Origin of the sequence: Halobacillus litoralis (assembly GCF_009856445.1) — a bacterium.
Taxonomy (GTDB): Bacteria; Bacillota; Bacilli; order Bacillales; family Halobacillaceae; genus Halobacillus; species Halobacillus litoralis.
The window spans coordinates 180,018-204,506 of the sequence record NZ_WMFA01000003.1 but is presented as its reverse complement, the minus strand read 5'-3'; the positions used below and the strand labels follow the sequence as shown (position 1 = coordinate 204,506).

Below are 24,489 nucleotides of genomic sequence, written 5' to 3'. Positions count from 1 at the left end.
TAAACATAATGGCAGGATTGTGGAAGACTCAGTTTCGAGATTCTAGGGTTCGTTGCCAGGGTTGAGCGTCAGGGGTGGCTGGGAAGCTACTCGCTTTCCTGTGGGAGAGCGCCGAGCTTCCGCGGAAAGCGAGCTATTCCCCGCAGCCCCCATCCACTCAACAAAAGTCTCGAAACTGAGTCTTCAACTAAAGGGAGCTTATGTGAATGAATTTGTTAGGAAAGTTTACATTTAGACTTTTAAATATTTATGGAGAGGGAATCGAATAATAAGGAAAGATGAGAGAATTTGCTCAATCATTCTAGTTTTTCGCCAGTAATTTTGGTACTCTAAAGGTTGTAACAATCAGAAAGCGTTTTCGAACAGGGGATTAAGAAAAGGTGGTGGAACAAAGATGAAAGAAGTCGTTATTTTGGGGGGCGGCTATGGGGGTATGAACACTTTGCACGGGTTGCTCGATCAAATCCCAGAAGATGTACATATCACGGTCGTCGACAGGAATCCTTACCATTCATTAAAAACTGAATTTTACACCATAGCAGCAGGAACGGAGTCTGACCGTCACGCGCGCGTTGATTTTCCTGAACACGAGCAAGTCACTTATGTCTTCAATGAAGTTGAGAAAATCGACACAGAAAATGAAACCATAGTAATTAAAGGCGGGGAAAAAAACCTTCCCTACGATTACTTATTGATTGGTCTTGGCTGTGAGGATAACTACCACGGCATAGAAGGCGCACGAGAATTCACCGAAAGTGTACAGACGTTCTCGAAAGCAAGGAGTGCAGGCTTTGCCATTAACAACCTAGGAGCGTACGGAAAGGTAACCGTTGTCGGTGCCGGACTAAGCGGGATTGAGGTCGCTTCAGAAGTCAGGGAAAGCAGGCCGGACTTGAACATTCGCTTGTTGGACCGTGGAGAAACGGTTTTGAAAGCCTTCGATTCCAAAATCCAGGATTATGTGGAGAAGTGGTTTAAGGATAATGAAGTGGAAGTCATCCACGGCGCAAACGTAGAGTACGTTGAAAAAGACGGTGTATGCAACAATGGTGTTTGTTATTTGAACGATGTCACTGTATGGACCGCCGGGGTCCGCCCGAATTTCCTTGTCAGAGAGCTTCCTTTTGAAAAGGATGACCAGGAAAAAGTGATCGTCAATGATTTTTACCAGGTACCCTCCCATCAAAATGTCTACGTTGTAGGTGATTGCGCAGCCTCTGAACATTCTCCCAGTGCACAGCTTGCCGGTCAGCAAGGTGAGAAGGTAGCCGCTGTACTTAATGCCATACTTAGAGACCGTGTCCCTGAGCGTCCATCTGAGGTGAAGTTAAAAGGTGCACTCGGTTCTCTTGGAAAGAATGACGGATTTGGCAACATGCTTCAAAAACCAATGACAGGGGTCCTCCCCCGCCTAGCTAAATCAGGGGTTCTTTGGTTGAGCAAACGTCACTAAAAAAGATCGATCACATGGATGTGATCGATCTTTTTATTATACGAGTGACTTTTGTAAAAGACCTCCAAGGTATTTCGCCAGCTCGAGCATACCATATATCCCTGCTTTTGCTTCAGCATCCGAATTGTAATTAGTATTCGTGTTCACATCATAGGTGTAAAACCGACCTTCTCTATCCTGAATGGCTTCTATTCCGGCTACGTCAATGTGGTTTTGCTGTAAGAACTTTTCATAATCATTCACGATGGGTGGCCGGTAATTTTCAAGAACTTCAAACTTCGCTTTTGGTGTTTGCGCTCCTGCGTCCGTCGGGCAATACAAATCTTCAATCGAGCAAGCGTCTGCCGGACACAGTTCAAAACCTTCAGACGTATCGACCTTTACTCCATATACAAACTTTCCGCCTACAAATTCATGTCGTACAATATAGGGCTCCGGTGCTTCAATGTATTGTTGAATGAGTGTAATCCCATCAACCGGCTCCTCGAAAGCGTCACTATCCAAGTATTCACGCAACGCTTCTGTGGAATGGAAAAGCTGAACTCCCTGCCCTTTTCCAGCACGGTTGTGTTTCGTTATGAACGATTCCATGTCCATTTGCCGCGCAGCCTCAAGAATATTCTCTTTCCCCGCAACAGTGATCGTTTTTGGTGTGTGAATGCCAGCTTGATTGAGTGCCATATATTGATTGACCTTGCTTACTTCAAGTCTTAAAGCCCGGCTGCCATTTACTATGGTCCGTTCATGACGTTCGAGCCATGCAAGGACAGCTTCAGTAAACTCAGGGGCGTAACGGTGGTTTCTTGTATGAGAAGATGCACTGATACGGTTGTAAAAAATTCCTTCCGGTGGCTCGCTTGTCAAATCAAGCGTCCCCTGATCTAAATGCCAGAGCTCATACGGAAGATTGAGCTCTTCTAAACGCTCCGTCAAATGATCGGTCCATTCATCGTTCTCATGCAGAATATAAATTTTGCTCATCGAACCGACTCCTTTCCATTTCTTCTTGTTATTTATCATATCATAAAAAACCGATAAGGTTACTAGGAATAAGCTCACCATAATCAATTAACCATTTCCACTAACGCTCCCGTTTGTGGAAGACTCAGTTTCGAGATGTTCGTGTCATTCTAGGGGCTCCGGGAAAAGGTTCGCTTTCCATGGGGCGGGCGGTAAGCCTCCTCAGGCTCCGCCTTCCGGGGTCTCACCTGCCCACACGTCCTTTTGGTTATCCGGTTCCGGCGCCTAGCGGCTAGTGAGACTTCCCTCGCTTCTGTACGATAAGTCAACATCGAATCGCTACGCTCTCCGTGTTTCCTTTATCTCCGCCAGCTCAGTCCAGTCCATACGCCGCTGACCAAGGCACCTCCACACTAAAGGATAGGAGTCTCACCGTTTCCCTCCGCCCCTTTACCTTATAAGTGTCTCGAAACTACTTCTAAAATGGTCAGCTTGAATGATTGAGGGAAGTGGATGATTCGAACAGCTGTATTCATAAGTAATGTTCCAATTCTTCTCCCCTAGGCGGCCATATAGTGCGTTGTATCAAGCATTTGCGTACAATAGGGTAGAGTTTATATCATTTCACCTCTCATAACTATACAAGCTGAATTTTTAAGAAGTGGTTTCGAGAACCATACTTGGTTAAGGGGCGGAGGGGAATGGCGAGACTCCTGCGGGAAAAAAGTGCAGGGTGAGACCCCACAGGACGCAGTCCGAGGAGGCTCACCGCGCTCCCGCGGAAAGCGAGCTATTCCCCGTAGCCCCCACCCACTCAATAAAAGTCTCGAAACTGAGTCTTCAACAATCCTGCCATTATCTCTAATAAATATTTAAAAGCCGCTTAACCATGGGGTTAAGCGGCTTTTGGATTATCCTGCTTTTGATGTAATGATTGGATCTTCTTTTCTTACTTTTTGTTTAATGACTTGCCATACAAACCATGTTGCGACAACAATCCAGATGATGGAACCTAAGATCATGGACGTAGAATACTCCAATCCAAAACCTTCAGGAGCGTAGAAAATATAAGAACTTACTACAGCTGTCATGAAAAGAGCGGGGACACTGCAGATCCAGTGGAACTTGTGGTTCTTCAATAAATACATAGCTCCTGTCCAAAGCATGACTGTCGCTACCACCTGATTGGACCAACCTACATATCTCCAAAGGAAGCTGTAATCCATTTGTGTTAACAGGAATGTTGGAATCGCAACAGGGATCGCGAAGAATAGCGGTGTCCACTTTCCTTCAAATTTCTTTTTACTGACCTGACGCGCAAAGTCCACAAGCATCATACGCGAAGATCGCAATGCCGTATCGCCCGTAGTAATAGGCAGGATAATGACACCTAGAACGGCCAGAATACCACCAAGCGTGCCCAGGGTAGTACTGCTGATTTCATTGATAACCCCGGCTGGCCCTCCTTCAGCTAGTGCTGTTTGAAGTCCACCTGTATTACCGAAGAACGTCATGCCGGCAGCTGCCCAGATCAAGGCGATAATTCCTTCAGCAATCATCGCACCATAGAATACTTTTCTTCCTTCACTCTCTTTTTTCAGCGTTCGAGCAAGAATTGGACTTTGAGTACTGTGGAAGCCGGATATAGCTCCGCAGGAAATTGTCACCATCAGCATCGGCCAGATCGGTAGTTCATCTGGATGGAGGTTGCTGACCGTCAGATTAGGAATCGGATGCTCAAAGAAGAACATTCCTACTCCGATGGAGACAGCCATGAAGATTAAGATTGCCCCAAAAAACGGGTACACTTTCCCAATAATTTTGTTTATGGGTAAAAGGGTTGCCACAAGAAAATATGAAAAAATAATTAAAACAGATGTAAAAAATCCCAGGGGCGTGATTTCTGCCATTAATTGAGCCGGGCCGGCTGTGAATGCTGCGGCAACCAAGACCATAAGACCAATAGATAGAAGATTGATCACCGACCGGGCAGGGCGGCCTAAGTATTTTCCGACAAGCGTCGGGTATTGGGCACCATCGTGACGAAGGGAAAGCATTCCTGAGAAATAGTCATGGACAGCTCCTGCAAAAATGGAGCCCACAACGATCCAGATAAAAGCTACGGGACCGTATAACGCTCCCATCACGGCTCCGAATATAGGTCCAAGCCCAGCGATATTTAATAGCTGGATAAGACTCGCTTTCCACCAGCTCATAGGCACATAGTCAAAACCATCGTTCTTTTCATATGCAGGTGTGTTTTTTTGATCATTGATCCCAAAAATTCGTTCAACCACCTTTGCATAAAAAAGATATCCGACGACAAGTAAAACAATAGATGCGATAAATGTGATCATCGCTGAGCCTCCTTTCAAAATTGAATGTAAGGAGTATTCTAGCGATGATTATGTCGAATCACAACCCTTTTTCTGAATATTTATATTTTTATCTTTTTTTTCTTAAATATAAAGCGATTCCATGAAAATTCCCTTACTTATAGGAATCATCCTGATTCCAATGCGATGCATGGCAAGGTTAATTGAGCACAAAAAAACTCCTGCGATTTAACGCAGAAGTTTTCAGGTTTGTTATGTAACCTGCCACCCTATAGAAATGGTTAAGTTTCCCGCAGTCGTTTCGATTGCAAGGGTGGCATTGTTTTAAAGATACCATAGTGACTGCAGCGTTTCAAACACCTAAGGCCCTATGTATTCATATCATTTAATTAGAGCATTGGTATTGTCTATGTTCACTAAAACGATTCAGTAGATCATCTAACTCTTGTGAAATTCTCAATAGTTCAGCATCCGTTGGATTATTGTTATAAATCTCATACATGCGCGTTCTTAATTCTTCTATTTGCTTTTCTAAACGTTCTTTATAAGGCATGATCTCAGCTCCTTCACTCGTACCTTACCCTAAATAAACCACTCTAAACTACTATTTAAAAATATTTTCCAAAAATAATTATTCTTCCTATTAATTACCTTTTTCTCTACATATAATATCGGACAAAAATATTCCTGTATAAGTCTTTTTCGCCATTTTTCAGTACTTTCATAGAGATTACAAAAAAATTGTCGACATTTCCCGGGGAATGATTCTATTTCTCTATCACAAAAATCATGATAGGATGAATAAAACCTACATAAAGGAGTGGCATTCATGTTTAAAGCTGTTTCTACAAATCAAGCACCAAGTGCGATTGGTCCATATTCTCAAGCCACAGACCTTGGACATATCGTATTTATTTCTGGTATGATCCCTCTAGATCCTGAGACAATGGAATTTGTTTCTAGTGATATTACAGAACAGACACACCAGGTTATGAAAAACATTCGTGCAATACTGGAAGAAGCAGACCTCTCTTTCAAAAATGTTGTAAAAATGAACATATACTTGGACTCCATGGATGATTTTGCAGTGGTCAACGATGTGTATGCGAGTTATTTGGCTGAACCGTATCCTGCCCGTGCAGCTGTAGAAGTTAGCAAACTCCCTAAAGGAGCAAAAGTGGAAATAGAAGCGATTGCTACGCGAGAGTGAATCTGCATTCATAATATTCGAACATCAACGTGTTTTTGTGTCCACTTTATTCCAAAAGAAGCAGAGCTCATCAGGCTCTGCTTCTTTTTTGTTTTAATCATTAATCTTCATCTTTAACATCCGGATCCTCAGGGAGTGGTTCACTCAAATATTCTTGAATCATTTTCCGGTAGTTCTCTATCTGTTCCAGATGATTGTGGAATTGGTTCTTATTGATTAAATACTGCCTTCCATCATGGATGGCTTTAATTTTATGATTCAAAATCAAATGCCTGAGGTAGTCTTCAGGAAGATCGAGATATTCTGCTGTTTCTTCAACTGTTAAATACATAACCTGTCACCCTTCTTTCCCTTGCATTATATCATTTCTTTTTTTACGGAAAGTTTCTTTTTCTATAAATGTGGGAATTACATTAGAAAATATATCAACGAAATGAGAGGGATACTATGGCTTCTACGATGGCCACAAACAAAAGTAAGCGTTCAGAAGCAAGTGAAGAAATCAAACCTTGGGTAAGGAGGTTCGGAAGAATCGGGTACATGGCCAAGGGGATTGTTTATGCCCTGATTGGGATATTAACTCTGATGGCCGCTATTGGCGTGGGCGGAAAAACTACCGGAACGAACGGATTGTTCCGCTCCCTTGCCGGTGTCGCTTTTGGAGAAATATTACTTTGGATTATTGGTATTGGTTTGGTCGGATATATTTCCTGGCTCGCTACAAAATCCATCATGGACCCCAACAACGAAGGAACAGATGGGAAAGGATTGATTACTCGGTTCGGGTACATTGTTGGTGCTGTCATTTACGGTTCCCTGGCTTTTAATGCCATTAAAATCGCACTCAATGCTGGTTCCAGCAGCGGTAACTCAGAGCAGACGCTCTCAGCTAAACTCTTATCCCAGCCTTTTGGCCAGTGGCTTGTCGGACTTCTTGGAGCTATTGTTATCGGGTATGGTCTTTATGAAATTTATCAAGGCAGCACAGGGAAATTTATGAAAAAAATGAATACAGGTGAAATGGACCGTCATAAAAGGAATGTAGCCGAAAAATCCGGAAAATTCGGATTATCCGCACGGGGCATCGTACTCGGGCTCATCGGATTCTTTTTCATTCAAACCGCCTTGACTGCAAACCCTGATGAGGCCAAAGGGCTGGACGGGGCACTTTCTGAAATTGCCCAACAGCCTTTCGGGCAAATATTACTGGGAATAGCTGCGGTTGGATTAGTTTTATATGGCGTCTACCAAATGGTGCGTGGACGTTACGCACGCATGAACTTCGGAAAAAAATAAATCCCATTAGAAAAAGCCTTTCCTCAGTGAGGAAAGGCTTTTGATTTTTGTCGCGAATATACCGACGACCACATTCGTCGTTTAGCTTTATAAAAAGCATGTACTTCGTCTTACACAAACAGCTCATCGCTCAAATAATATACCATAATTATTATCTGAAAGCAACAAAGCGTTTACGCCTCTCCTTATGCTATACTAGGGCTACTAAAAAACACCTCAGGAGGAGCTTATGCTTACATTTGAAGAAAAACTGAACATCATTGAGGAATTTCCTGAACTTGATAAGAAAGAGATTTCTCTCGAAAGAGTGAATTTCCATTATGAAGAGAGCGTCTATGATAAAAAAATTGTGGTCTACCGCCTCCACCCGAATGGCAACGGTTTTGTTTATGCCGGGGAAATGGATGGTTATAATACAGACGACAAAGGGATGGTCAATATAAAGGAGATCGGCCGTGATGAACTCCGCACGTTGATCCGGGATGCGATCGAATCCTTGTCCCTCTCCCCTGCTGAAAAAAATCCAGTCATGGAGGAATGGCTGAACGACAACGACCAGTCCCTGGTTCTTATGCGTGAAGAAGATGGCTTTCATGTGTACGCGGAAGAACAGCTGGAAGGCACGTTCAATTCCTACGAAGAAGCAGTAAACTTCCTTGAGCAGGAAGGCTTCAACCGCCTTTAATGATTCCTGAGCCGTTATATACGGCTCTTTTTTATATCTTGCATAATTGTCACGTCACGCCCATTTTGCATAAAGTATTAAAAAAAGGTGGTAGTCTCATGTACACGTACCCCTATTTTTACAGGCAGCAGCAACCCTCAGCAACTTCAAACATTCTTTCCTATGCTAAGGGTGATGTAAATGGAGACTTTATCGAAGATCAAGTTTATCTAGTCGGTGAAAAAACACCGGACAGTCCTTATATTATAAACATCACTCTGATCATTCAGGATGGCCATACAAACCTTTTTTATAGCGTCCCGTTAAAAACGAACACGGCTTATCAACCACGACTTTTTCTTGGGGACTTCACAGGGAATGGCGTCGATGACATTTTGATTAGCATGGACTCTGGCGGTAGCGGCGGTTATGGATTCTATTATTTGTATTCTTTTTTAAACAACCAAGCACAAGTCCTCTTCGACTACGAAACATTTGATGAAACATACGAATATGAAGTCAACTATCAAGACCAGTATAAAGTCGAAGTCCTGAACAAGACTCTTGGTCTAACTTTTATTATCAACCTTAGCAACAGAGACTCAGACTATCTATCAGAACTTTATAATAAGGATGGGACATTAAAAGCACCGCTCCAGGGCTCCGTCTCCGGATTGAATACCCTTTACCCTGTTGATTTTGACGGTGACGGGGTTTATGAGTTGTTCGCTTTCCAGCGAATTATCGGACAATATAATGCAGATGGACTGGGTTTGGTTCAAACCCCGCTGACGTGGAAAGACAGTGGTTTTGTCCCTTTTTTTGATAATCAATATGTGGCAGTTTTAGGAATGAGCACGGACGTGTAAACCTGGCACTAATCCCCCTTGTACCTGGTCCTTTATTCAATCTTTCTGGTACCAGGTACATGATTGATTCCCTGGCACTTCAATTACTGAAGAAATTCATGATGAAAATTTCACATTCATCGTTATACTAAGATAAAATGGGGTATAAGAAAAACTAACGTTAATGGAAGGAGAACGATATGGAACGATTAAATGAACGTTTAGCCCAATATTTTAATGATAACCAAACCACATTGGTGAACGAATTACTCCCAAAAACCTTGGACAAGCTTCAAATCAACTATACAGATCAAGATCTGAATTACCATTTTGAAATGCTTCGTCTACTTCTTGACCGCGTAGCCAAAAGTCTTCTGCAGCACCCGGATGAAGCGAATGCAGCTGCCATTGGTTACGACACCGAAAATTACCTCTACTCTAAAGGGGTCCTTTTAAAACAAACCGTAGATGTGCTGAGTGTTTTCCGTCTTTCTCTTATGAAGCACATGAGGAGTTCCAACCTCATTCAGGAGGCAAAAATAGAAGAAGGCTTTGTCGTGGCGGAAGAAGTTGTGAACGCCTTTGATGCTGCGATTCGAGCTACGACAGACAGTTATAATAAAACAAAAGAAAGAGAACATGAAGAAATGGAAAAGCATTTGAATTCCGTTTCCACCCCTGTCGTTCTAATCGATGAATTTCAAGCCGTCCTTCCATTAGTTGGAGAATTTTCCACGGAACGTTTTGATGTGGTCAAGGATCATACGCTACATAAAATCAAAGAGCATGGATTAAGGCTGCTTTTCATTGATTTTTCAGGAATCGCTACGTTCAATGAAGTTTTCATAAATGATTTGTTCAATTTGACAAAAACCATTAAATTACTGGGAACGAGAACGGTGTTGACCGGGATAAGAACAGAAATGGCGATTGCAGCTATCCAGTCTGAAATGAACTTCGAGGAACTTGAGACCTTTAATGATCTTAAGCAGGCTTTAATTACCATTAATGATAACGATTAAGGAGCTGAACCGATGATTCGCGTAGCTTTATTAAGCAAGTGGCACGTGCATGCGGTTGATTATGCACGTGAAGCCTCCGAAAATCCTTCTGTTTCCATTTCGAAAGTTTGGGATGAAGATGTAGAGCGGGGGAAAATCTGGGCAGAAGAACTCGGAGTACCTTTTGATGACCAACTGGAACGCGTACTTTCAGATCCAGAAATTGATGGTGTCATTGTCACAAGTCCAACAAACGCCCATAAGGAAATCATCACGGCCGCCGCAAACCACGGAAAGCATATTTACACAGAGAAAGTCCTCTCCTTCAATAGAACGGATGATGAAGAAATTTTCTCTACTATTGAAAATGCTGGCGTGAAATTTATGATCTCCTTACCGAGATTAACTTCCCGTTATTATCTTTATGCTCAAAAAATCATCAATGACGGTACACTGGGAACTGTCAATATGATCCGCTGCCGTGTGGCCCATAATGGAGCGGTACCCAATGAAGACCATAAAAACGGCTGGCTCCCAGAACGTTTTTTTGACAAGGACCAATGTGGAGGCGGTACATTAATCGACCTTGGAGCCCACCCGATTTATTTAGCAAATCGCCTTGCCGGAGAACCCAAGGCTGTGTCTGCCCAGCTGCATTCACTCATGGGGCGCGGTGTGGATGACCACTCTATCGCCACGGTAGAATATGAATCTGGTATCCTGGCAGTATTGGAATCAAGTTTTGTATCATCCGGAAGCCCTTTCCAGCTCGAAATTTACGGAACGAACGGGACACTTATGGTGGAGGGAAGCGAAGTGCGGATCAAAAGCCGTACCCACGGAATGGATGAGTGGACGTCCCCTGACCTCCCTCCCGCCACGCGCTCTCCTATGCAGCAATGGGTGGATGATATCCTCCTTCAAAAGAACCCGGACATTACGAAAGAAGATGCTCTTCGCTTGACCTCCGTCAATGAAGCAGCCGCTCTTTCACACAAAAATGATAAGAGAATAATCATTGAATAAAAAAACGCCTGACCCATCATGTACATGATGGATCAGGTGTTATTTCAGCTCTTTTTTTAATGTTACTAATGGCCTTTTCTTACCTCGAAACCATTCCTCTATCATTTCCCCAGTGGGTCTAAATCCATTCTTTTCAAAAAAGCGTAAGCTTCCCTGATTATCCTCATAAACTTCAGCGAAAACGTTCTCCATGCCAAAAAGAGTCTGAATCTCTTCAAGAAATAAATGCAAGGCCTCAGTTCCAACCCCACAGTTCCTCTTTTCTGCGATCACCATACCGATAAAATCCCTCTCTGGCGTTCGAAACAATTCCACTTTTCCAATTAAGCGTTCACCCAAAACCACAGCTTTCATGTACAAATTCGGTTTTTCACCATTGAAGTAGGCTTCATAAGCATTAAGAAATTGCTCATATGTACGTGGAACATCCACACCTGTCTGCACTTGTAATTTTTCATCCATTTCCCACTTATGCAACACTTCAACGTGACTGTGGTTAATGTCTTCAATGGAAACTTCCATAAATCAATCTCCTCTTTAAGAATAAACCCGGAACACATAAATTCAGTACCAGACGGAACGCCTGGTACTGTGATTATTCCCTATTCTTTTATTTTGAACCCATTAATTTCGGACTGTAAATTTAGGAAAACGAAACACGATAGCCAGAAGCCCGGATATTGCAAGCAGGATAGGATAAAAACAGTAAGGGACAATACTGACAGGTGATAGGCTGGCTACTCCTGCTACGGACAAGATTTGAGCACCATAAGGGAGCAATCCTTGAACAGAACTTGAGAAGATATCCAGTAAACTCGCTGACCTCTTCGAGTCAATCTCAAACCTTTCTGAGATTTGTTTAGCAAGCGGCCCAGCTGTCATGATCGAGATCGTATTGTTGGCCGTCGATACGTTCACGGCACTTACCAACCCTGCAATGCTGAATTCTCCACCTCGATTCGAATGAGCACCTCGACTTATCTTTTGAAGAAGAAAATCAATGCCCCCGTTTTGACGAATCAATTCCACAAGGCCGCCCAGCAGAATCACCAGCAAAGCTAATTCCTGCATGCCTGCAAAACCATCTCCTACAAGGGTCACAAATTCCATCACTGAAAAGTCTCCCATAATGAGGCCGATCAAGCCTGCAAAGCCGATACCTCCCATAAGGACATAGATGACATTGATTCCCATAATGGCAAAAATAAGAACTCCAAGATACGGCAGTACTTTTACAATGTTGAACGGGTGGTCCTCCTGAAGCGTGGACGCTGCATCCGTTGTCAACACACCAAAAATAACAGCCGTCACAATCGCGGCAGGAAGCACGATAAAGAAGTTTGCTTTGAACTTGTCCTTCATTTCTGTTCCCTGGGTACGGACGGCGGCAATCGTCGTATCAGAAATAATGGAAAGGTTGTCACCAAACATCGCTCCACTGACAATCGCTCCCATCGTCAGTGCCACCGCAACATCTGTCTGCTCTGCAATCCCCATGCCAACAGGGGCAAGAGCAACTATTGTCCCCACAGAAGTCCCCATGGAGATAGAGATGAAACAGGCGATAATAAACAAGCCAACGATAAGCAAGTTGCCTGGCAGTACACTCAAACCTAAATTGACAGTTGAATCAACAGCTCCCATCCCTTCAGCGACTGTAGAAAAGGCGCCGGCCAATAAGAAGATGATCACCATCAAAATGATATTGGAATGCCCTCCGCCTTCCGTCAATTGTTGCAGCTTCGTTTGAAAAGCTGTTTTTCTATTCATGAAAAGGGCAACGAGAATAGCAGCAAAAACAGCCACCAAAACAGGCATTTTATAAAAGTCACCGGTCAATATTCCTGACCCGATGAACAACAGGATGAATACCCCGAACGGAATCAATGCCCATCCATTCCCCTTATTCAAATCTTTCTTTTCCATAAAAATCCTCCTTTGTCAGGATTCGTTCATAATATCCACTTAAGAAGCAAAATGACCTTGATAAGCTCTTTCATACTCTACAACACGAGAAGATGAGATATCAAGTCTGAGAAGCTTTCCCAGCCTACAGATTCACGATTCTATCCGAGTACAGGGTACATCTTCCACTATCCCTCCCCTCCCATGTCAGCCGCTCCGATCTTCCATGTTTTTTTGATCGATACATTAAACAACGTTAAGGACTATCCAAAACCCCCAAAAAGATGAAGGAATGAGCGAAACTTATGCATGTAATGACCTCCCCTATTGTAAATAAATGAGGCGTAGCTGAATGTTCAGCTACGCCTTTTTTTATCTTACAGTTATAGAGGAATGTCCTATCTCTATTTCGTAGGCAATCAATGCTTCTTCAAACATCTTCAACCCTTCGTCAATTTGCTCCGCTGTTACAGTTAATGGCGGGATCATCCTGATGATTTCCGTTTTATTGCCACCAAAATAAAACAGGACCCCATGTTCCAGTGCTTGATCCAAAATTTTAAAAAGCCCTTCACTGTCGGGTTTCTTCGTTAAAGGATCAATAATTTCAATCCCGATCATCAACCCAATCGCTCGAACATTTCCAATTACGGGATGGTTGGCCTGCAGCTCTCTTAGCTTATTTGCTGCATGCGCTCCCTGCTTTTTTGCATTTTCCAGCAGGCTCTCTTCTTCCATTACATCGAGAACGGCATTGGCAGCAGAACAAGCGATGGGGTTCCCGCCGAAAGTCGTAGCATGACTTCCAAGGGGCCATTGATGCATCAACTCTTTGGAGGCCACCGTTGCACTCAAAGGCAGTCCATTCGCAATTCCTTTAGCAATAGCCATGATATCCGGAACCACACCGAATGTATCAGCTGCGAACCATTCACCTGTTCTCCCAAAACCTGTCTGAACTTCGTCAAAAATGAGTAAAAGATCATAGGTATCGCATAGTTCTCTCAGCTTTTGCAGCCACGCTTTCGGAGGTACAACATACCCCCCTTCGCCGAGTACAGGCTCTACGATGACCGCGGCGACCTCCTCAGGGGTTACCTGATGGTCAAACAACCGTTGAAAGTCCCGCTCTAACTGACGGACTACATAGACTTCCGGATCTTCTCCATTCGGACAATCTTCAACCCTTGCAAAAGGAATAGAATAGGAGCCTTGAGGTTGCAGAAACTGACGGTATTTACTCTTTGAACTTGTTACACTTAAAGCTCCCATTGACCTTCCATGGAACCCTCCGATGAAAGAAACGATATAAGGCCGTTTTGTTACATGTTTAGCTAATTTGATAGCTCCCTCTACTGCTTCCGTTCCGCTATTCCCAAAAAAGAAACAGTCCAGGTTTCCAGGCATAATTTTAGCAAGGCGATCAGCCAACTTAAGGATAGATTCATAGATAATGACGCCTGAAGGTCCATGCGCAAGATTGTCTGCTCCCTCTTTAATGGCTTCCACTACCTTCGGATGACGATGACCGACATTTGTCGTAGCGATTCCAGACGTAAAATCCAAGTACTTCTTCCCGTCTACCCCATAATAGTAACAACCTTCTTCTTTTACTACTGGTAAATTAGGATGATCTTTAGCCATACTTGGTGCGAGCCTCTCCGACATCCGTTCTAATCGATGTGTCCAATGCTGTGTCATAATGTTCCTCCTGATGTTAAATGAAAATTTCATGGTGTTTTACGTAATTCTCATTAGGAATGGTTTCTAGAATGTTTGTTTTAGGGTTAAGACATTCTATCCTTTCCCTGGAAAATTGTTAAAAGAATAATAGATGAGCTAACAGAGCAGCAATTGGTAGTGTAATGACCGTACGCTGCAGGAAAATCACAAAAAGCTCGAAGAAGTTGATTGGAATTTTGGACTTAATCAATAGAATTCCGATTTCAGACATGTAAATCAACTGCGTTAGTGACATGACTCCAATAATGAAACGGGTAAGTTCTGATTCAATTCCACTCCCTACCACAGCAGGCAGGAACATATCTGCAAATCCAACGATCATCGCTGGTGCTGCCTCCGCGGCTTCTGGAATTTGCAACAGATTCAAAAATGGAACGAATGGGTAGGAAAGCCATGTGAATACAGGTGTGAATTCGGCAATGACCAGGGCAATGGTTCCAAGAGCCATCACCAGCGGGATGAGACCGAACCAAATGTCCGCTACATTGAAAATCCCTTTTCTCACGATTGATCCAGCGCTTTTCACTTGATCCGCTTTAGCTACCGCCTGGTCAAGACCGAATTTAAATGTCGACGTCCCTTCTGGCACGATTTCATCAATCTGTTTTCCGACCGGCTCATGGTAGGTTTCTTTTTTCAAGGAAAGCGGCGGGATTCTTGGACAAACGACTGCAGCGACAATTCCACAAATCACTACGGTAAAGTAAAAAGATACAAACATATGGTCAATGGATAAAAACTTAGCAATCACCAGACTGAACGCAATGGACGCAATGGAGAAATTACTAGCCACGACTGCCGCTTCACGTTTGGAATAGTAACCATTCTCGTACTGCTGAGTGGTCAACAGCACACCTACCGTCCCGCTTCCCATCCAGGAAGCCATCGCATCTACAGATGAACGACCAGGCAATTTGAAAAGGGGATGCATCACTTTTCTTACGACCGTGCCGATCAGGTCCATCAAACCGAACTCCAGCAGCAACGGCATAAATAAACTCGCAAAAAGAAACCAAACCATAAGCACAGGAATTAGATCATAGAGGACAACGCCCCCTGTCAGTTCGGAACCGATAAAAGAAGGTCCTGCCTCTGTAAGCGTAAGGATAGCAAAAGCTGCTCCCAGGAAACGCAAAATCATCCAGAACGGTCCAACATCAAAAACATTCGCAATGAATGGATGATTTCTTATTGTATTGTTGGCGCCCTTAATTGCAAGACTACCAATGGCAGAAATAGAGATGACAATGGTCATAAACAAAGGAATCCAGGTACCGATCGCTGCTTGAAGTCCATCTGCCATTAAACCGAGTCCGATCGTCACTCGTCCATCAACAGAGATGGGGACGAGGAATAATAAGACCCCGACCAAAGATGGTAGAAGAAATTTCATCCATTGCTTCATTGTATAGGATGTGGATGTTGGAATAGTGCTTACTTTTGATTGTTGAATAGCCATGATTCGTCCTCCTCTGTCATTTTTATGCAAAATAAAGTATAAATACACAACTCATGATAGTTAGTAACTATACATTTTCATGCATGAAAATTCAATAGGTTTTATCAAGTTTTTTAAGACGGTTTATTCTGGTAAAGAAAAAGGAATAAAGACAATTAGAAGATTGCTAGTATAGGAGGCGTTACATAATGACGGTTAAGGTACCGAAAGACAAGACGATCGATAATACACTCGCCATTTTTAAAGAGGGCTACAACTTCATACCAAAACGCGTGCAAAATCACCATTTGGATGTATATGAAACGAGGGTACTTGGAGAAAAAGTGGCTCTACTGAGCGGAATCGAGGGGGCGAAACTTTTTTACGACACCAGTCTTATGAATCGAAAGAATGCACTCCCTAAAAGAGTATTGAAAACTTTATTCGGTGAAGATGCGATTCAGACGATGGATGGCGAGGCGCACACTCACCGCAAATTGCTGTTCATGTCACTGATGACTCCTGAGGCTCTACAGGAACTGTATGAAATCACAACGAAAAACTGGGCACGTTTCACTAAAAAATGGAGCGGCATGAAAAAAGTGACGCTTTACGACGAGTCCCGTGAATTGTTGTGCCGGACTGCGTGCGAATGGGCCGGCATTCCATTAGAAGAAAAAGAGGTAAAGAAAAGAACCAGAGATTTGAGTAACATGATCGATGGATTCAGTGCGGTCGGCCCGAAACACATCGAAAGCAGAAGAGCGAGAAAACGGTCGGAAGATTGGATAGAAGGCCTCATCTTACAAACGCGACAAGGGGATCTTCATGCAGAAAAAGGAAAAGCTATATATGAAATGGCTATGCATAAAGATTTGGAAGGTCAGCCGTTAGACGCTAGAATGGCAGCCATTGAAGTGTTGAATGTGATCCGCCCACTTGTAGCCATATCCAAATTCATCGCTTTCGGCGGTGTCGCTCTTCATGAACATCCAGAAATTCAGACACGCGTTTCCCTGGATGACGAATATTTATTCCGATTCGCGCAGGAAGTACGGCGCTACTTTCCTTTTGTTCCTTTTCTCGGAGCAAGAGTGGACCATGATTTCACATGGCAGCAGTATCCGTTTAAAAAAGACCAGCTCGTCTTGATCGACATTTATGGAATCAACCATGATCCTAAAGTGTGGGAAAACCCGGATCAGTTCAACCCTGAAAGATTCATCGACTGGGATGGAGGATTGTTCGACTTGATCCCTCAAGGTGGAGGCGGATATTATACAGGGCACCGCTGCCCAGGGGAATGGCCGACCATTGAAGTTCTGCAAGCCAGTTTCCGGTACATGACTAAACACTTAGGGTATGAAGTACCAAAACAAGACTACAGCTATAATTTGAAAAAGATTCCGACTCTACCGAAGAGCGGGTTTACGATAAGCAATGTTCACTTTAAGAATTGATGAACGAAAAAACCGTCCAGGAGATTTCCTGGACGGTTTTTTCAGGGGTGATAAAGACGGTAAAAATCATACCCGTGTTTCAGTAATACTTTTATTACAGAATACGTAGGAACAGCGATGATCATCCCCACCACACCATATAAAGGGGCCGCCACTACCAGTAACAGAATGACTGTTAATGGGTGGATATCCAAACGTTCTCCGAAGATTAAAGGGGCCACTAAATTCCCCTCTAATTGTTGAACGACAATGAACGTGATAATGACATAAATGGCCATGGAGGGTTCCTGCATAAGGGCAACCACAATCGCCGGAATCGCTCCTATGACAGGACCCACAAAAGGAATTACACACGTCAGCATCACAAATATCCCTAATATCAATGCATAATCAAGTCCAATAATCACGTAACCGATATAGGTCAAAACACCATCCACAGCTGCAATTGTCGCTTGTCCGATAATATAGGATGAGACCGTATAATCTAAATCCTTAAGCAGCTTCTCTCCGCGTGGTTTATGTTTCTCAGGCAGGGCCCTTTCTAAAAAAGGAACCAGTTTATGGCCATCCTTCAAAAAGAAAAACAAGACGAAGGGAACGATAATCAGGACCGTAGTCGCTCCTGCAATAGTGGAAAAAACACTCATCATGTGTTCCCCGATTTGTTGAGTCAACCCACCGAAATATTCAGTGACCCGCTGTTTAATCGAAACAACGGAGACCATTCCCATATCGTTTTCCTCAAGTTTCTGTCCTGCTTCTTCCGCCGTCTGTCTTAGTTTTTCAGGCAGTTCCGATATATCCGTAATCTGCTTTTTTATCGTACCTGCCAAAAAACGGATGCCCCCGTAAATCATCCCCCCAATTCCTGCAAAAACGAGCAGAATAGCCACAGGCAGAGGAAAGAATTTTGATTTCGCCATAGCATTCACGAGAGGCCTCAGGATATAAAAAAGGAACCCGGCAATCAGCATCGGATAAAATAAAGTTCCAAAGATCGTCTTGACCGGATTCAATAGCTCTAGCTTTTCTAAGAAATAATACAAGATAAGTATAAGTATAGCTGCTGTGATGTACTTAAAGAATGAGTGTTTGATCCACATGTTCCTCACCGTCCTTTTACCTCAATAATTCACTAAATGGACGGATCGTAAACTCCATGATCAGAGGCACTTAATAAAATTCTTCCATTTTTGATAACTCCCTCAAATTTAATACACATCACAAAAAAAGACCTGCCCATGAGCAAGTCTTTTCAAGAATCATGTTGGATGATATATCGTAATCCTGCATACGTATTCTTGAATGTTTTCAGGCCTTTGTCAAAGTATTGAAACGAAAGAGCCAGCCTTGGTGTGATCCCAACCACGAGACATTCAGTCCCTACTAGTTGAAGCGACTGATTCAGCTGCTTTAAGTGTCTGCTGAACTGGTCATTGAACTTATGGATACCGCTCAAATCTAATAAAGCGTATTGTATATCACCCTCTGTACATTTTTTCAGTAAAGAAGAAATCAGGTGATCCACTCTTTTTTCATCCAAATCACCAATGAGCGGTACAGCCACAGCATGGTCCCACACTTTTAAAATAGGAATGGAAAGCGATTCAATAAGATGGTCCTTCCGCTCCTCTTCTTCAGTCTTTGTCGTTACATCCATTAACATGATGGTATAGTAACTTGTTTCTCCCTCTGCATTTTTCATTGGAGTGATCACGGTATCTGCGACAAATCTATTCTTGATGTTGATTCTCACTTGGTGTTTCTTACTCAGCCCTTCCATAAGTCCCCGTTGTTTAAACGGATAAGAATGGAACTTATCCATATTTACACCAATTAAATCATCAGGACTCTTGTATCCGAATAACGGAGCGATATCTGAGAAAAGATCACGGGCCGCATCATTCATCCACACCAGATCATAATTGTGGTCTGCAAGCAAGATACTCTCTCCTATGCTATTAAGCGCATCTGTCATCGTGAGATCTGAAGTCATTATAGCCATCGTTGCTCCCACCTTATCCAATTAATTTCCTTTATTATAATCTCTTTTCCTTTTCTGAGGTAGAGGTGAAAAAAGTCGAATGTGTTCATGTTAATAAATATAACAACCGAATTATTTTATGTTAGATTTTCTAACATATTAAGTGACATATAGATTTTTTTCAGCTATTCTATATTCATCAGATACGAATAGGAGGAGATCATGGTCCCTTTTGCAACCCGACGATCCATTGCGCCAGAGAATGAAAGATTCTACACATACGGGAGTGAACCTTAATGAAAAACCATTTGAGGACCGCCGTTGAAAGTATGAAAGAACATTACATCCAAAAACTTATTGATGCAGGGATGTATCAAGCCTCTGATGAAATGCTCCAGTCGTTGACATTAACGGAGCTCGAAGCTCTTGCTTCAAGGATTGAACGGCCATAAGGAGGCGCAACATCGAGGAGGAGAAGTGATGTCATCTTACAAGCACAAAAAGGTCATTTCGATTGGTACAGTCAATGAACTCACAGGCCTTTCCCTCAGGCAAATACGATATTATGAAGAGAGGGAATTGATTTATCCAGAACGTACCAAGAGAGGAACACGAAAGTATTCCTTTTCTGATGTTGAAACCCTCTTGCAAATTGCTGACAAACGGGAAGAAGGTGTACAAACCTACGAGATCCGAAAAGATTTACAGTCTTCCCACAAAGGAAAGATGATGGAGCGCATGCTTCGCGGGCAACTGAATGCCCATTTTCGAATGAATAAATGAATTCACTTACAGGCAGCCCGGACACCCCTAGGTCCAGGGCTTTTTTTTGCACACTTTAAATATCTCGACATAAAATATCTTGACTTCAAAATAAATAGAGCGTATAGTTTTATTTAGAATTCAAACTATTTTATTTCAAAGGGGAATATAAAATGACTAAATTAACGTTAGATCAAGTCCACAGCAGCTTGAACTTCCAAATTAAACATATGATGGTATCCAAAGCGAAGGGTGAATTTGAAACATTCGACGTGGAATTTTCCGGTGATCTCAATGATTTATCCTCTGCCGAAGTGACCGTTACCATTCCAGTGACTTCTATTAATACTGGAAACGAACAGCGCGACGGTCACCTTCGTTCCGGTGACTTTTTCGAAGCCGATCAATATCCGAACCTTGTGTTCCGCAGCACTTCCATCAAGAAAATATCAGATGATGAATTTGAAGTTACCGGTGATTTCACAATCAAAGAAATGACTCACACGGAAACCTTCACCGTTGAATATAACGGAACTTCCAAGAGTCCACTGGATGGCAGCACAATCGCTGGTTTCGATGTGAGCGGGAAAATCGATCGGGAAGCATATGGCTTAACCTATAATGCGGCCCTTGAAACTGGCGGAGTTCTGTTAGGGAAAGATGTTAAATTCGAAGGGAACTTTGAGTTTGTTGTAGGAGAATAACGTGAAAAAAAGCTGAGTCCGGTTACAGACTCAGCTTTTTCATGTTTTCAATTTCTTTAATCAAAAAGGTTAAGGGCATAAAGTCCCTTGGATTTAAAACCAGGACCCTCCCCCTGCTGCCTTGCCGAAGATATGAAAACTCCGCCATCAAGATCTAAAGCTACATATCAAAATATAGAGGATAATGCAGTTGGCAGCCTTCATTAAAACCATGCTGACAGACAGGACATTGAGACGATTTCATATATTCATCAATGGTCAACTCATGGTCACAGCTGCCACAGAGAATCGCCCGCTCCTCCCAGGAGCTCTTCGGCCAGCGCTGCGGTTCATGACCCGCCTCTTCCTGATGACAGGAATAACACGCATAATATTCCCCGCAACAGTAAAAACGGATGGCAATTACATCCACCTCACTGTGATAGTGCGCACACCTGGTCTCGGTATCTACTTGATTTCCTTTCACGAGAGGTGCGTCTCTCATTCTATTCTCTCCTTTAAATCTTTTATCTATCTTCATGACGGGAAGCTTGATCCATTTTTTCATGAAGTCGTTCTAAGGATACTTTCATTTCTTGATGATCATACTCCTGCTTTTCGATCATCCCCTCAAGATTTCTTACTTTAAAAAATAAGTAAAGCATAATAGCAAACTCAGCCACATAGATGATCCACCCCACACGAATCCTCCTACTATATCCATCTTCACTCGATTATAACACGATTAATTACCAAAATAAGGTGTACCAGGCCATCCATAAAATGGATAAATCTATCAATCGTTCTGATAATAGGGCAGAAAGATAAATAGAAGGATGAGCAGGAGAGTTACACTTAAAACACCTAGCCAGTGATAGTTCTCCCATAGGGTGCCGATGGCGGTACTGCCGATAGCTACGCCGAGGTAATAGCTGATCAAGTAGAAGCCTGATGCCCCGCTTTTATGATGGATGGCGGATTTACTGACAAGAGCGGCAGCCATGGAATGAGCAACAAAGAATCCCATGCAAATGAGAGACAATCCCAAGAGCACAAACGTTCCAGATGGAAGCGCGGTTAGACTCGCCCCAACAAGGAGGACAGTCACCCCAGTGAACATGACTTTTTTCAGACCAATTACATCAGAGACCCGTCCTGCAAGAGGAGGCGCGAGAACCCCGAAAATATAGGCAAAGTAAGTGAAGGCAATCCATTTCAAGGACCAGTTGAACGGCTCTCCCTGCAAATGAAAAGGGAGATAAGTCCAAATGGCCGTAAAGACGATTTGAAGCAGCACCCCCATCAAGAACAAAGCAAGCATGGAACGACTTTTCAAGTGGACAAGCATCCCTTTCAAATCATCACCGATGGACTGATCTGTTTTTTCGAAAAAGCGTTCTTTCGGAAAAAGGATGAAAAACAGAAGAGCAGAAAGCAGCCCGAAACCCGCAAAGATATACAATGTCGACTGCCAGTTAAGCAAATCCGTCACGTATCCTCCAACTACTCTCCCTCCCATTCCACCGAGGGCATTGCTGGATATGTATAAGGTCATAGCTAGTCCCAGGTGTTTATGAGCTACCTCATCTCCCAAATACCCCATTGCTGCAGCCGGGATGCCCGCTAAAAAGAACCCCTGGATCAACCTAAGCAACACCATCCATCCGAATGTCGGAGTCAATGGCAAGAGGATGAGGGTTCCAGCTGTGATAAACAAAGAAGCTTTCATGACAACAGCACGGCCATATCGATCGGCAGAAAAGCCTAAAACAAAAAGGCCGACAACCATAGCCATAACACAGGAAGACATGAGAAAACTGGACTCCGTAGCCGATACTTGGAATTGATCTGTAAACACAGGGAGTAGTGGCTGGAAAACATACAACGTGGAGAATATGGATAAGGAAGCTAACATCAAAGCGATGGTCACCCGCCAAAATTCACTCTGTTCAGGTGTGTACGGTTGTCTGTTTGGTTGTGCAGCTTCCATATCCATCATCCTTTGTTATGAATTAAAACGGTCTGGGAATGTCGTTAAATCGATTCCCCAAACGAACGGCAGGTAAAAGTAAATGGCGATGGTAATCAACACGACCGCGACAATATTCAACCAGAGTCCGGCCTTAGCCATGTCCGGAATTCTCAAATATCCACTTCCGAAAACGACGGCGTTCGGAGGTGTCGCAACCGGCAGCATGAAAGCACAACTTGCTGCTACACCCGCCGCAATCATTAAACTGTATGGGTGAACCGAAATGGCGCTGGCCAAAGAGGCCATAATGGGGAACATCATCGTCGCTGTCGCTGTATTCGATGTGATTTCCGTTAAGAAGATGACTAGCGCTGCAACGATAACAACGATCAGGATCAGACTGACACCCTCTAAAATCGTCAATTGCGTACCAATCCATTCAGCTAGCCCCGTTTCCTGGAATCCTGCGGCAATAGCCAGACCCGCTCCAAACAGAAGCAGGATTCCCCACGGCAGCCCTTTCGCTGTCTCCCAGTCCAGGAGGTAATCCCCTTTCTTGTTCTTGGAAGGAATGAGAAAAAGGAGAATGGATGCGCTCATGGCGATCATCGTATCGTTAATATTTTCGTTGATATTTACGAGTAAAAATGACCGGGAAATCCAAGCCACTGCTGTCACAGCGAACACCGTCATGACGATTTTTTCTTCTACACTCATGACCCCGAGCGCACGCCTCTCTTCCCCGATGACTTTCCTGCCCCCAGGCAATTCTTTAATTTTCATAGGGTACGCAATTTTCACTAAATAGAACCATGCGAGTGCCAGGAATAGAATCGTCAACGGAACACCGAAAGCCATCCAGCCAGCAAAGCTGATTTCTATTCCGTACGTTTGTTCAACGACAGCTTTGAAAATCGTATTCGGCGGCGTTCCTATCAGAGTAGCTAGTCCCCCAATAGAAGCACTATAAGCGACCCCGAGCATAACTGCTTTTCCGAAATTGAAGTTTTCATGGTCCACGGCTTCCCCTTTTTTCTTCAATTGTTCAGAAGCTTGATAGATGACCGCCATGCCGATCGGGACCATCATCATGGCCGTCGCTGTATTGGAAATCCACATCGACAATGTGCCTGTTGCGACCATAAAACCAAGGACGATTTGTTCTGTGCTTGTTCCTACGGATGCGATAATGAACAAAGCCATTCGCTTATGCAGGTTCCACTTTTGCATCGCAAGGGCAATGAGAAAACCTCCCATAAAGAGGAAGATCGTATTATCTCCATAGGAAGATGCTGTCATCCCCCCGTCCAATCCTCCAGTGAGAGGAAAAAGAATCAACGGCAGAAGAGAAGTCGCAGGGATCGGAATCGCTTCCGTAATCCACCATGTAGCAATCCACACCGTACTTGCCAACACAGCTACGGCGCTTTGCGACAACCCGTCCGCTTCTAAAAACAAAAGTGTAAGCGCAAACAAAATCGGCCCTAAAAAAAGCCCTACTTTTTGACGTGTATCAAAGGACGGACCCGGGTCCTGACCTTCCGTCTTTTGGTTCGTTTCCTTCGCTGCTGATGAACCGTTGGAATTTCCAGTGACTGTAAACCTCAATAAATCCTTCGCTTCGTCGTGCATGGACCAAAGGCGGCTCCATACACCACTTATCAATGACTGCGCACCCATCCAAGTTCCCTCACTTTCTATTAGTCAAATATGTATGAATATTTCCAAATTTTATCATAAAATGTCCC

The 24,489-nt window shown here is 43.4% G+C and carries 25 protein-coding genes; 11 read left to right on the top strand and 14 right to left on the bottom strand.

Translation table 11 applies throughout. From position 1 onward, the window contains the following. Positions 1-394 precede the first annotated feature (394 nt). Complete coding sequence (locus tag GLW00_RS11415; protein ID WP_160914165.1) at positions 395-1,453, top strand: NAD(P)/FAD-dependent oxidoreductase; 1,059 nt, start codon at positions 395-397, stop codon at positions 1,451-1,453. 36 nt (positions 1,454-1,489) lie between these two features. Here the strand turns inward: GLW00_RS11415 and GLW00_RS11410 are convergent, their stop codons facing one another. The 3 genes from GLW00_RS11410 to GLW00_RS11400 form a co-directional block, all read right to left on the bottom strand. After that, positions 1,490-2,434 (bottom strand): ATP-grasp domain-containing protein, encoded by a 945-nt coding sequence (locus GLW00_RS11410; protein ID WP_160914163.1) that lies wholly within the window; start codon positions 2,432-2,434, stop codon positions 1,490-1,492. Positions 2,435-3,324: 890 nt separating this feature from the next. After that, positions 3,325-4,770 carry a carbon starvation CstA family protein gene (locus GLW00_RS11405; RefSeq protein WP_160914161.1) on the bottom strand — a complete coding sequence of 482 codons (1,446 nt, stop codon included), beginning with the start codon at positions 4,768-4,770 and terminating at the stop codon, positions 3,325-3,327. A gap of 364 nt (positions 4,771-5,134) precedes the next feature. Beyond that, complete coding sequence (locus GLW00_RS11400; RefSeq protein WP_160914160.1) at positions 5,135-5,302, bottom strand: aspartyl-phosphate phosphatase Spo0E family protein; 168 nt, start codon at positions 5,300-5,302, stop codon at positions 5,135-5,137. A gap of 276 nt (positions 5,303-5,578) precedes the next feature. On the opposite strand from GLW00_RS11400, the gene GLW00_RS11395 reads away from it, so the two are divergent. Beyond that, positions 5,579-5,959: a RidA family protein gene (locus GLW00_RS11395; protein ID WP_160914158.1), complete on the top strand. Its 381-nt coding sequence runs from the start codon at positions 5,579-5,581 to the stop codon at positions 5,957-5,959. A 100-nt stretch (positions 5,960-6,059) separates the two neighbouring features. Here the strand turns inward: GLW00_RS11395 and GLW00_RS11390 are convergent, their stop codons facing one another. Beyond that, a complete protein-coding gene (locus GLW00_RS11390; RefSeq protein WP_160914156.1) occupies positions 6,060-6,290 on the bottom strand; it encodes an excisionase family DNA-binding protein in 231 nt (76 codons plus the stop codon). 116 nt (positions 6,291-6,406) lie between these two features. Between GLW00_RS11390 and GLW00_RS11385 the strand changes: the two genes are divergently transcribed. The 5 genes from GLW00_RS11385 to GLW00_RS11365 all read left to right on the top strand — a co-directional run bounded on the left by GLW00_RS11385 (position 6,407) and on the right by GLW00_RS11365 (position 10,794). After that, entirely contained in the window at positions 6,407-7,255 is an 849-nt protein-coding gene (locus tag GLW00_RS11385; protein ID WP_160914154.1) for a DUF1206 domain-containing protein, read from the top strand. Between the two features lie 229 nt (positions 7,256-7,484). After that, a complete protein-coding gene (locus GLW00_RS11380; protein WP_160914152.1) occupies positions 7,485-7,940 on the top strand; it encodes a hypothetical protein in 456 nt (151 codons plus the stop codon). A 98-nt stretch (positions 7,941-8,038) separates the two neighbouring features. Further along, positions 8,039-8,788, top strand: a complete 750-nt coding sequence (locus tag GLW00_RS11375) for a YybI family spore inner coat protein (protein ID WP_160914150.1) — start codon at positions 8,039-8,041, stop codon at positions 8,786-8,788. Between the two features lie 179 nt (positions 8,789-8,967). Further along, on the top strand, positions 8,968-9,789 hold the full coding sequence (locus tag GLW00_RS11370; RefSeq protein ID WP_160914148.1) for an STAS domain-containing protein: 822 nt from the start codon (positions 8,968-8,970) through the stop codon (positions 9,787-9,789). A 12-nt stretch (positions 9,790-9,801) separates the two neighbouring features. Then, positions 9,802-10,794: a Gfo/Idh/MocA family protein gene (locus GLW00_RS11365; RefSeq protein WP_160914146.1), complete on the top strand. Its 993-nt coding sequence runs from the start codon at positions 9,802-9,804 to the stop codon at positions 10,792-10,794. A gap of 39 nt (positions 10,795-10,833) precedes the next feature. On the opposite strand, the gene GLW00_RS11360 is transcribed toward GLW00_RS11365, so the two are convergent. The 4 genes from GLW00_RS11360 to GLW00_RS11345 form a co-directional block, all read right to left on the bottom strand. After that, a complete protein-coding gene (locus GLW00_RS11360; protein ID WP_272482817.1) occupies positions 10,834-11,316 on the bottom strand; it encodes a GNAT family N-acetyltransferase in 483 nt (160 codons plus the stop codon). Between the two features lie 102 nt (positions 11,317-11,418). Then, positions 11,419-12,720, bottom strand: coding sequence for a Na+/H+ antiporter NhaC family protein (locus tag GLW00_RS11355; protein ID WP_160914142.1), 1,302 nt, complete (start codon positions 12,718-12,720; stop codon positions 11,419-11,421). Between the two features lie 351 nt (positions 12,721-13,071). Beyond that, positions 13,072-14,400: an aspartate aminotransferase family protein gene (locus tag GLW00_RS11350; protein ID WP_160914141.1), complete on the bottom strand. Its 1,329-nt coding sequence runs from the start codon at positions 14,398-14,400 to the stop codon at positions 13,072-13,074. A gap of 118 nt (positions 14,401-14,518) precedes the next feature. Next, on the bottom strand, positions 14,519-15,901 hold the full coding sequence (locus tag GLW00_RS11345) for a YjiH family protein (protein ID WP_160914139.1): 1,383 nt from the start codon (positions 15,899-15,901) through the stop codon (positions 14,519-14,521). A gap of 188 nt (positions 15,902-16,089) precedes the next feature. On the opposite strand from GLW00_RS11345, the gene cypC reads away from it, so the two are divergent. Continuing rightward, positions 16,090-17,340, top strand: coding sequence for a CYP152 family fatty-acid peroxygenase CypC (gene cypC, locus GLW00_RS11340; protein ID WP_160914137.1), 1,251 nt, complete (start codon positions 16,090-16,092; stop codon positions 17,338-17,340). A gap of 41 nt (positions 17,341-17,381) precedes the next feature. Here the strand turns inward: cypC and GLW00_RS11335 are convergent, their stop codons facing one another. Together GLW00_RS11335 and GLW00_RS11330 are read right to left on the bottom strand one after the other, a co-directional pair. Next, complete coding sequence (locus GLW00_RS11335) at positions 17,382-18,443, bottom strand: AI-2E family transporter (protein WP_160914135.1); 1,062 nt, start codon at positions 18,441-18,443, stop codon at positions 17,382-17,384. Positions 18,444-18,595: 152 nt separating this feature from the next. Beyond that, positions 18,596-19,345: an STAS domain-containing protein gene (locus GLW00_RS11330; protein WP_160914133.1), complete on the bottom strand. Its 750-nt coding sequence runs from the start codon at positions 19,343-19,345 to the stop codon at positions 18,596-18,598. A 275-nt stretch (positions 19,346-19,620) separates the two neighbouring features. Here GLW00_RS11330 and GLW00_RS11325 point away from each other — a divergent pair, with 275 nt between their 5' ends. The 3 genes from GLW00_RS11325 to GLW00_RS11315 all read left to right on the top strand — a co-directional run bounded on the left by GLW00_RS11325 (position 19,621) and on the right by GLW00_RS11315 (position 20,790). Then, on the top strand, positions 19,621-19,776 hold the full coding sequence (locus tag GLW00_RS11325) for a Fur-regulated basic protein FbpA (RefSeq protein ID WP_160914131.1): 156 nt from the start codon (positions 19,621-19,623) through the stop codon (positions 19,774-19,776). A 28-nt stretch (positions 19,777-19,804) separates the two neighbouring features. Continuing rightward, positions 19,805-20,107 carry a MerR family transcriptional regulator gene (locus GLW00_RS11320; protein WP_160914129.1) on the top strand — a complete coding sequence of 101 codons (303 nt, stop codon included), beginning with the start codon at positions 19,805-19,807 and terminating at the stop codon, positions 20,105-20,107. A 152-nt stretch (positions 20,108-20,259) separates the two neighbouring features. Beyond that, positions 20,260-20,790, top strand: coding sequence for a YceI family protein (locus GLW00_RS11315; protein WP_160914127.1), 531 nt, complete (start codon positions 20,260-20,262; stop codon positions 20,788-20,790). A 160-nt stretch (positions 20,791-20,950) separates the two neighbouring features. Here GLW00_RS11315 and GLW00_RS11310 read toward each other — a convergent pair whose 3' ends face one another. From GLW00_RS11310 to GLW00_RS11295, 4 genes are all read right to left on the bottom strand, one after another. After that, positions 20,951-21,274 carry a CHY zinc finger protein gene (locus GLW00_RS11310; RefSeq protein ID WP_160914125.1) on the bottom strand — a complete coding sequence of 108 codons (324 nt, stop codon included), beginning with the start codon at positions 21,272-21,274 and terminating at the stop codon, positions 20,951-20,953. Positions 21,275-21,296: 22 nt separating this feature from the next. Continuing rightward, complete coding sequence (locus tag GLW00_RS11305; protein WP_160914123.1) at positions 21,297-21,470, bottom strand: hypothetical protein; 174 nt, start codon at positions 21,468-21,470, stop codon at positions 21,297-21,299. 95 nt (positions 21,471-21,565) lie between these two features. After that, entirely contained in the window at positions 21,566-22,759 is a 1,194-nt protein-coding gene (locus GLW00_RS11300) for an MFS transporter (protein ID WP_160914121.1), read from the bottom strand. Positions 22,760-22,774: 15 nt separating this feature from the next. Continuing rightward, the gene (locus tag GLW00_RS11295; RefSeq protein WP_237417486.1) at positions 22,775-24,421 is read right to left on the bottom strand and encodes an SLC13 family permease; all 1,647 of its coding nucleotides are present in this window, start codon (positions 24,419-24,421) and stop codon (positions 22,775-22,777) included. Positions 24,422-24,489 lie beyond the last annotated feature (68 nt).

Excerpts from the sequence above, each read along its gene's own strand:
- GLW00_RS11400 (WP_160914160.1), bottom strand. The coding sequence starts at position 5,302 with ATGCCTTATAAAGAACGTTTAGAAAAGCAAATAGAAGAATTAAGAACG.
- cypC (WP_160914137.1), top strand. The coding sequence starts at position 16,090 with ATGACGGTTAAGGTACCGAAAGACAAGACGATCGATAATACACTCGCC.
- GLW00_RS11405 (WP_160914161.1), bottom strand. The coding sequence starts at position 4,770 with ATGATCACATTTATCGCATCTATTGTTTTACTTGTCGTCGGATATCTT.
- GLW00_RS11325 (WP_160914131.1), top strand. The coding sequence starts at position 19,621 with ATGAAAAACCATTTGAGGACCGCCGTTGAAAGTATGAAAGAACATTAC.
- GLW00_RS11380 (WP_160914152.1), top strand. The coding sequence starts at position 7,485 with ATGCTTACATTTGAAGAAAAACTGAACATCATTGAGGAATTTCCTGAA.
- GLW00_RS11320 (WP_160914129.1), top strand. The coding sequence starts at position 19,805 with ATGTCATCTTACAAGCACAAAAAGGTCATTTCGATTGGTACAGTCAAT.
- GLW00_RS11390 (WP_160914156.1), bottom strand. The coding sequence starts at position 6,290 with ATGTATTTAACAGTTGAAGAAACAGCAGAATATCTCGATCTTCCTGAA.
- GLW00_RS11335 (WP_160914135.1), bottom strand. The coding sequence starts at position 18,443 with ATGTGGATCAAACACTCATTCTTTAAGTACATCACAGCAGCTATACTT.
- GLW00_RS11355 (WP_160914142.1), bottom strand. The coding sequence starts at position 12,720 with ATGGAAAAGAAAGATTTGAATAAGGGGAATGGATGGGCATTGATTCCG.
- GLW00_RS11375 (WP_160914150.1), top strand. The coding sequence starts at position 8,039 with ATGTACACGTACCCCTATTTTTACAGGCAGCAGCAACCCTCAGCAACT.
- GLW00_RS11315 (WP_160914127.1), top strand. The coding sequence starts at position 20,260 with ATGACTAAATTAACGTTAGATCAAGTCCACAGCAGCTTGAACTTCCAA.
- GLW00_RS11330 (WP_160914133.1), bottom strand. The coding sequence starts at position 19,345 with ATGGCTATAATGACTTCAGATCTCACGATGACAGATGCGCTTAATAGC.
- GLW00_RS11410 (WP_160914163.1), bottom strand. The coding sequence starts at position 2,434 with ATGAGCAAAATTTATATTCTGCATGAGAACGATGAATGGACCGATCAT.
- GLW00_RS11385 (WP_160914154.1), top strand. The coding sequence starts at position 6,407 with ATGGCTTCTACGATGGCCACAAACAAAAGTAAGCGTTCAGAAGCAAGT.
- GLW00_RS11310 (WP_160914125.1), bottom strand. The coding sequence starts at position 21,274 with ATGAGAGACGCACCTCTCGTGAAAGGAAATCAAGTAGATACCGAGACC.
- GLW00_RS11300 (WP_160914121.1), bottom strand. The coding sequence starts at position 22,759 with ATGGAAGCTGCACAACCAAACAGACAACCGTACACACCTGAACAGAGT.
- GLW00_RS11360 (WP_272482817.1), bottom strand. The coding sequence starts at position 11,316 with ATGGAAGTTTCCATTGAAGACATTAACCACAGTCACGTTGAAGTGTTG.
- GLW00_RS11415 (WP_160914165.1), top strand. The coding sequence starts at position 395 with ATGAAAGAAGTCGTTATTTTGGGGGGCGGCTATGGGGGTATGAACACT.
- GLW00_RS11395 (WP_160914158.1), top strand. The coding sequence starts at position 5,579 with ATGTTTAAAGCTGTTTCTACAAATCAAGCACCAAGTGCGATTGGTCCA.
- GLW00_RS11370 (WP_160914148.1), top strand. The coding sequence starts at position 8,968 with ATGGAACGATTAAATGAACGTTTAGCCCAATATTTTAATGATAACCAA.
- GLW00_RS11345 (WP_160914139.1), bottom strand. The coding sequence starts at position 15,901 with ATGGCTATTCAACAATCAAAAGTAAGCACTATTCCAACATCCACATCC.
- GLW00_RS11365 (WP_160914146.1), top strand. The coding sequence starts at position 9,802 with ATGATTCGCGTAGCTTTATTAAGCAAGTGGCACGTGCATGCGGTTGAT.
- GLW00_RS11350 (WP_160914141.1), bottom strand. The coding sequence starts at position 14,400 with ATGACACAGCATTGGACACATCGATTAGAACGGATGTCGGAGAGGCTC.
- GLW00_RS11295 (WP_237417486.1), bottom strand. The coding sequence starts at position 24,421 with ATGGGTGCGCAGTCATTGATAAGTGGTGTATGGAGCCGCCTTTGGTCC.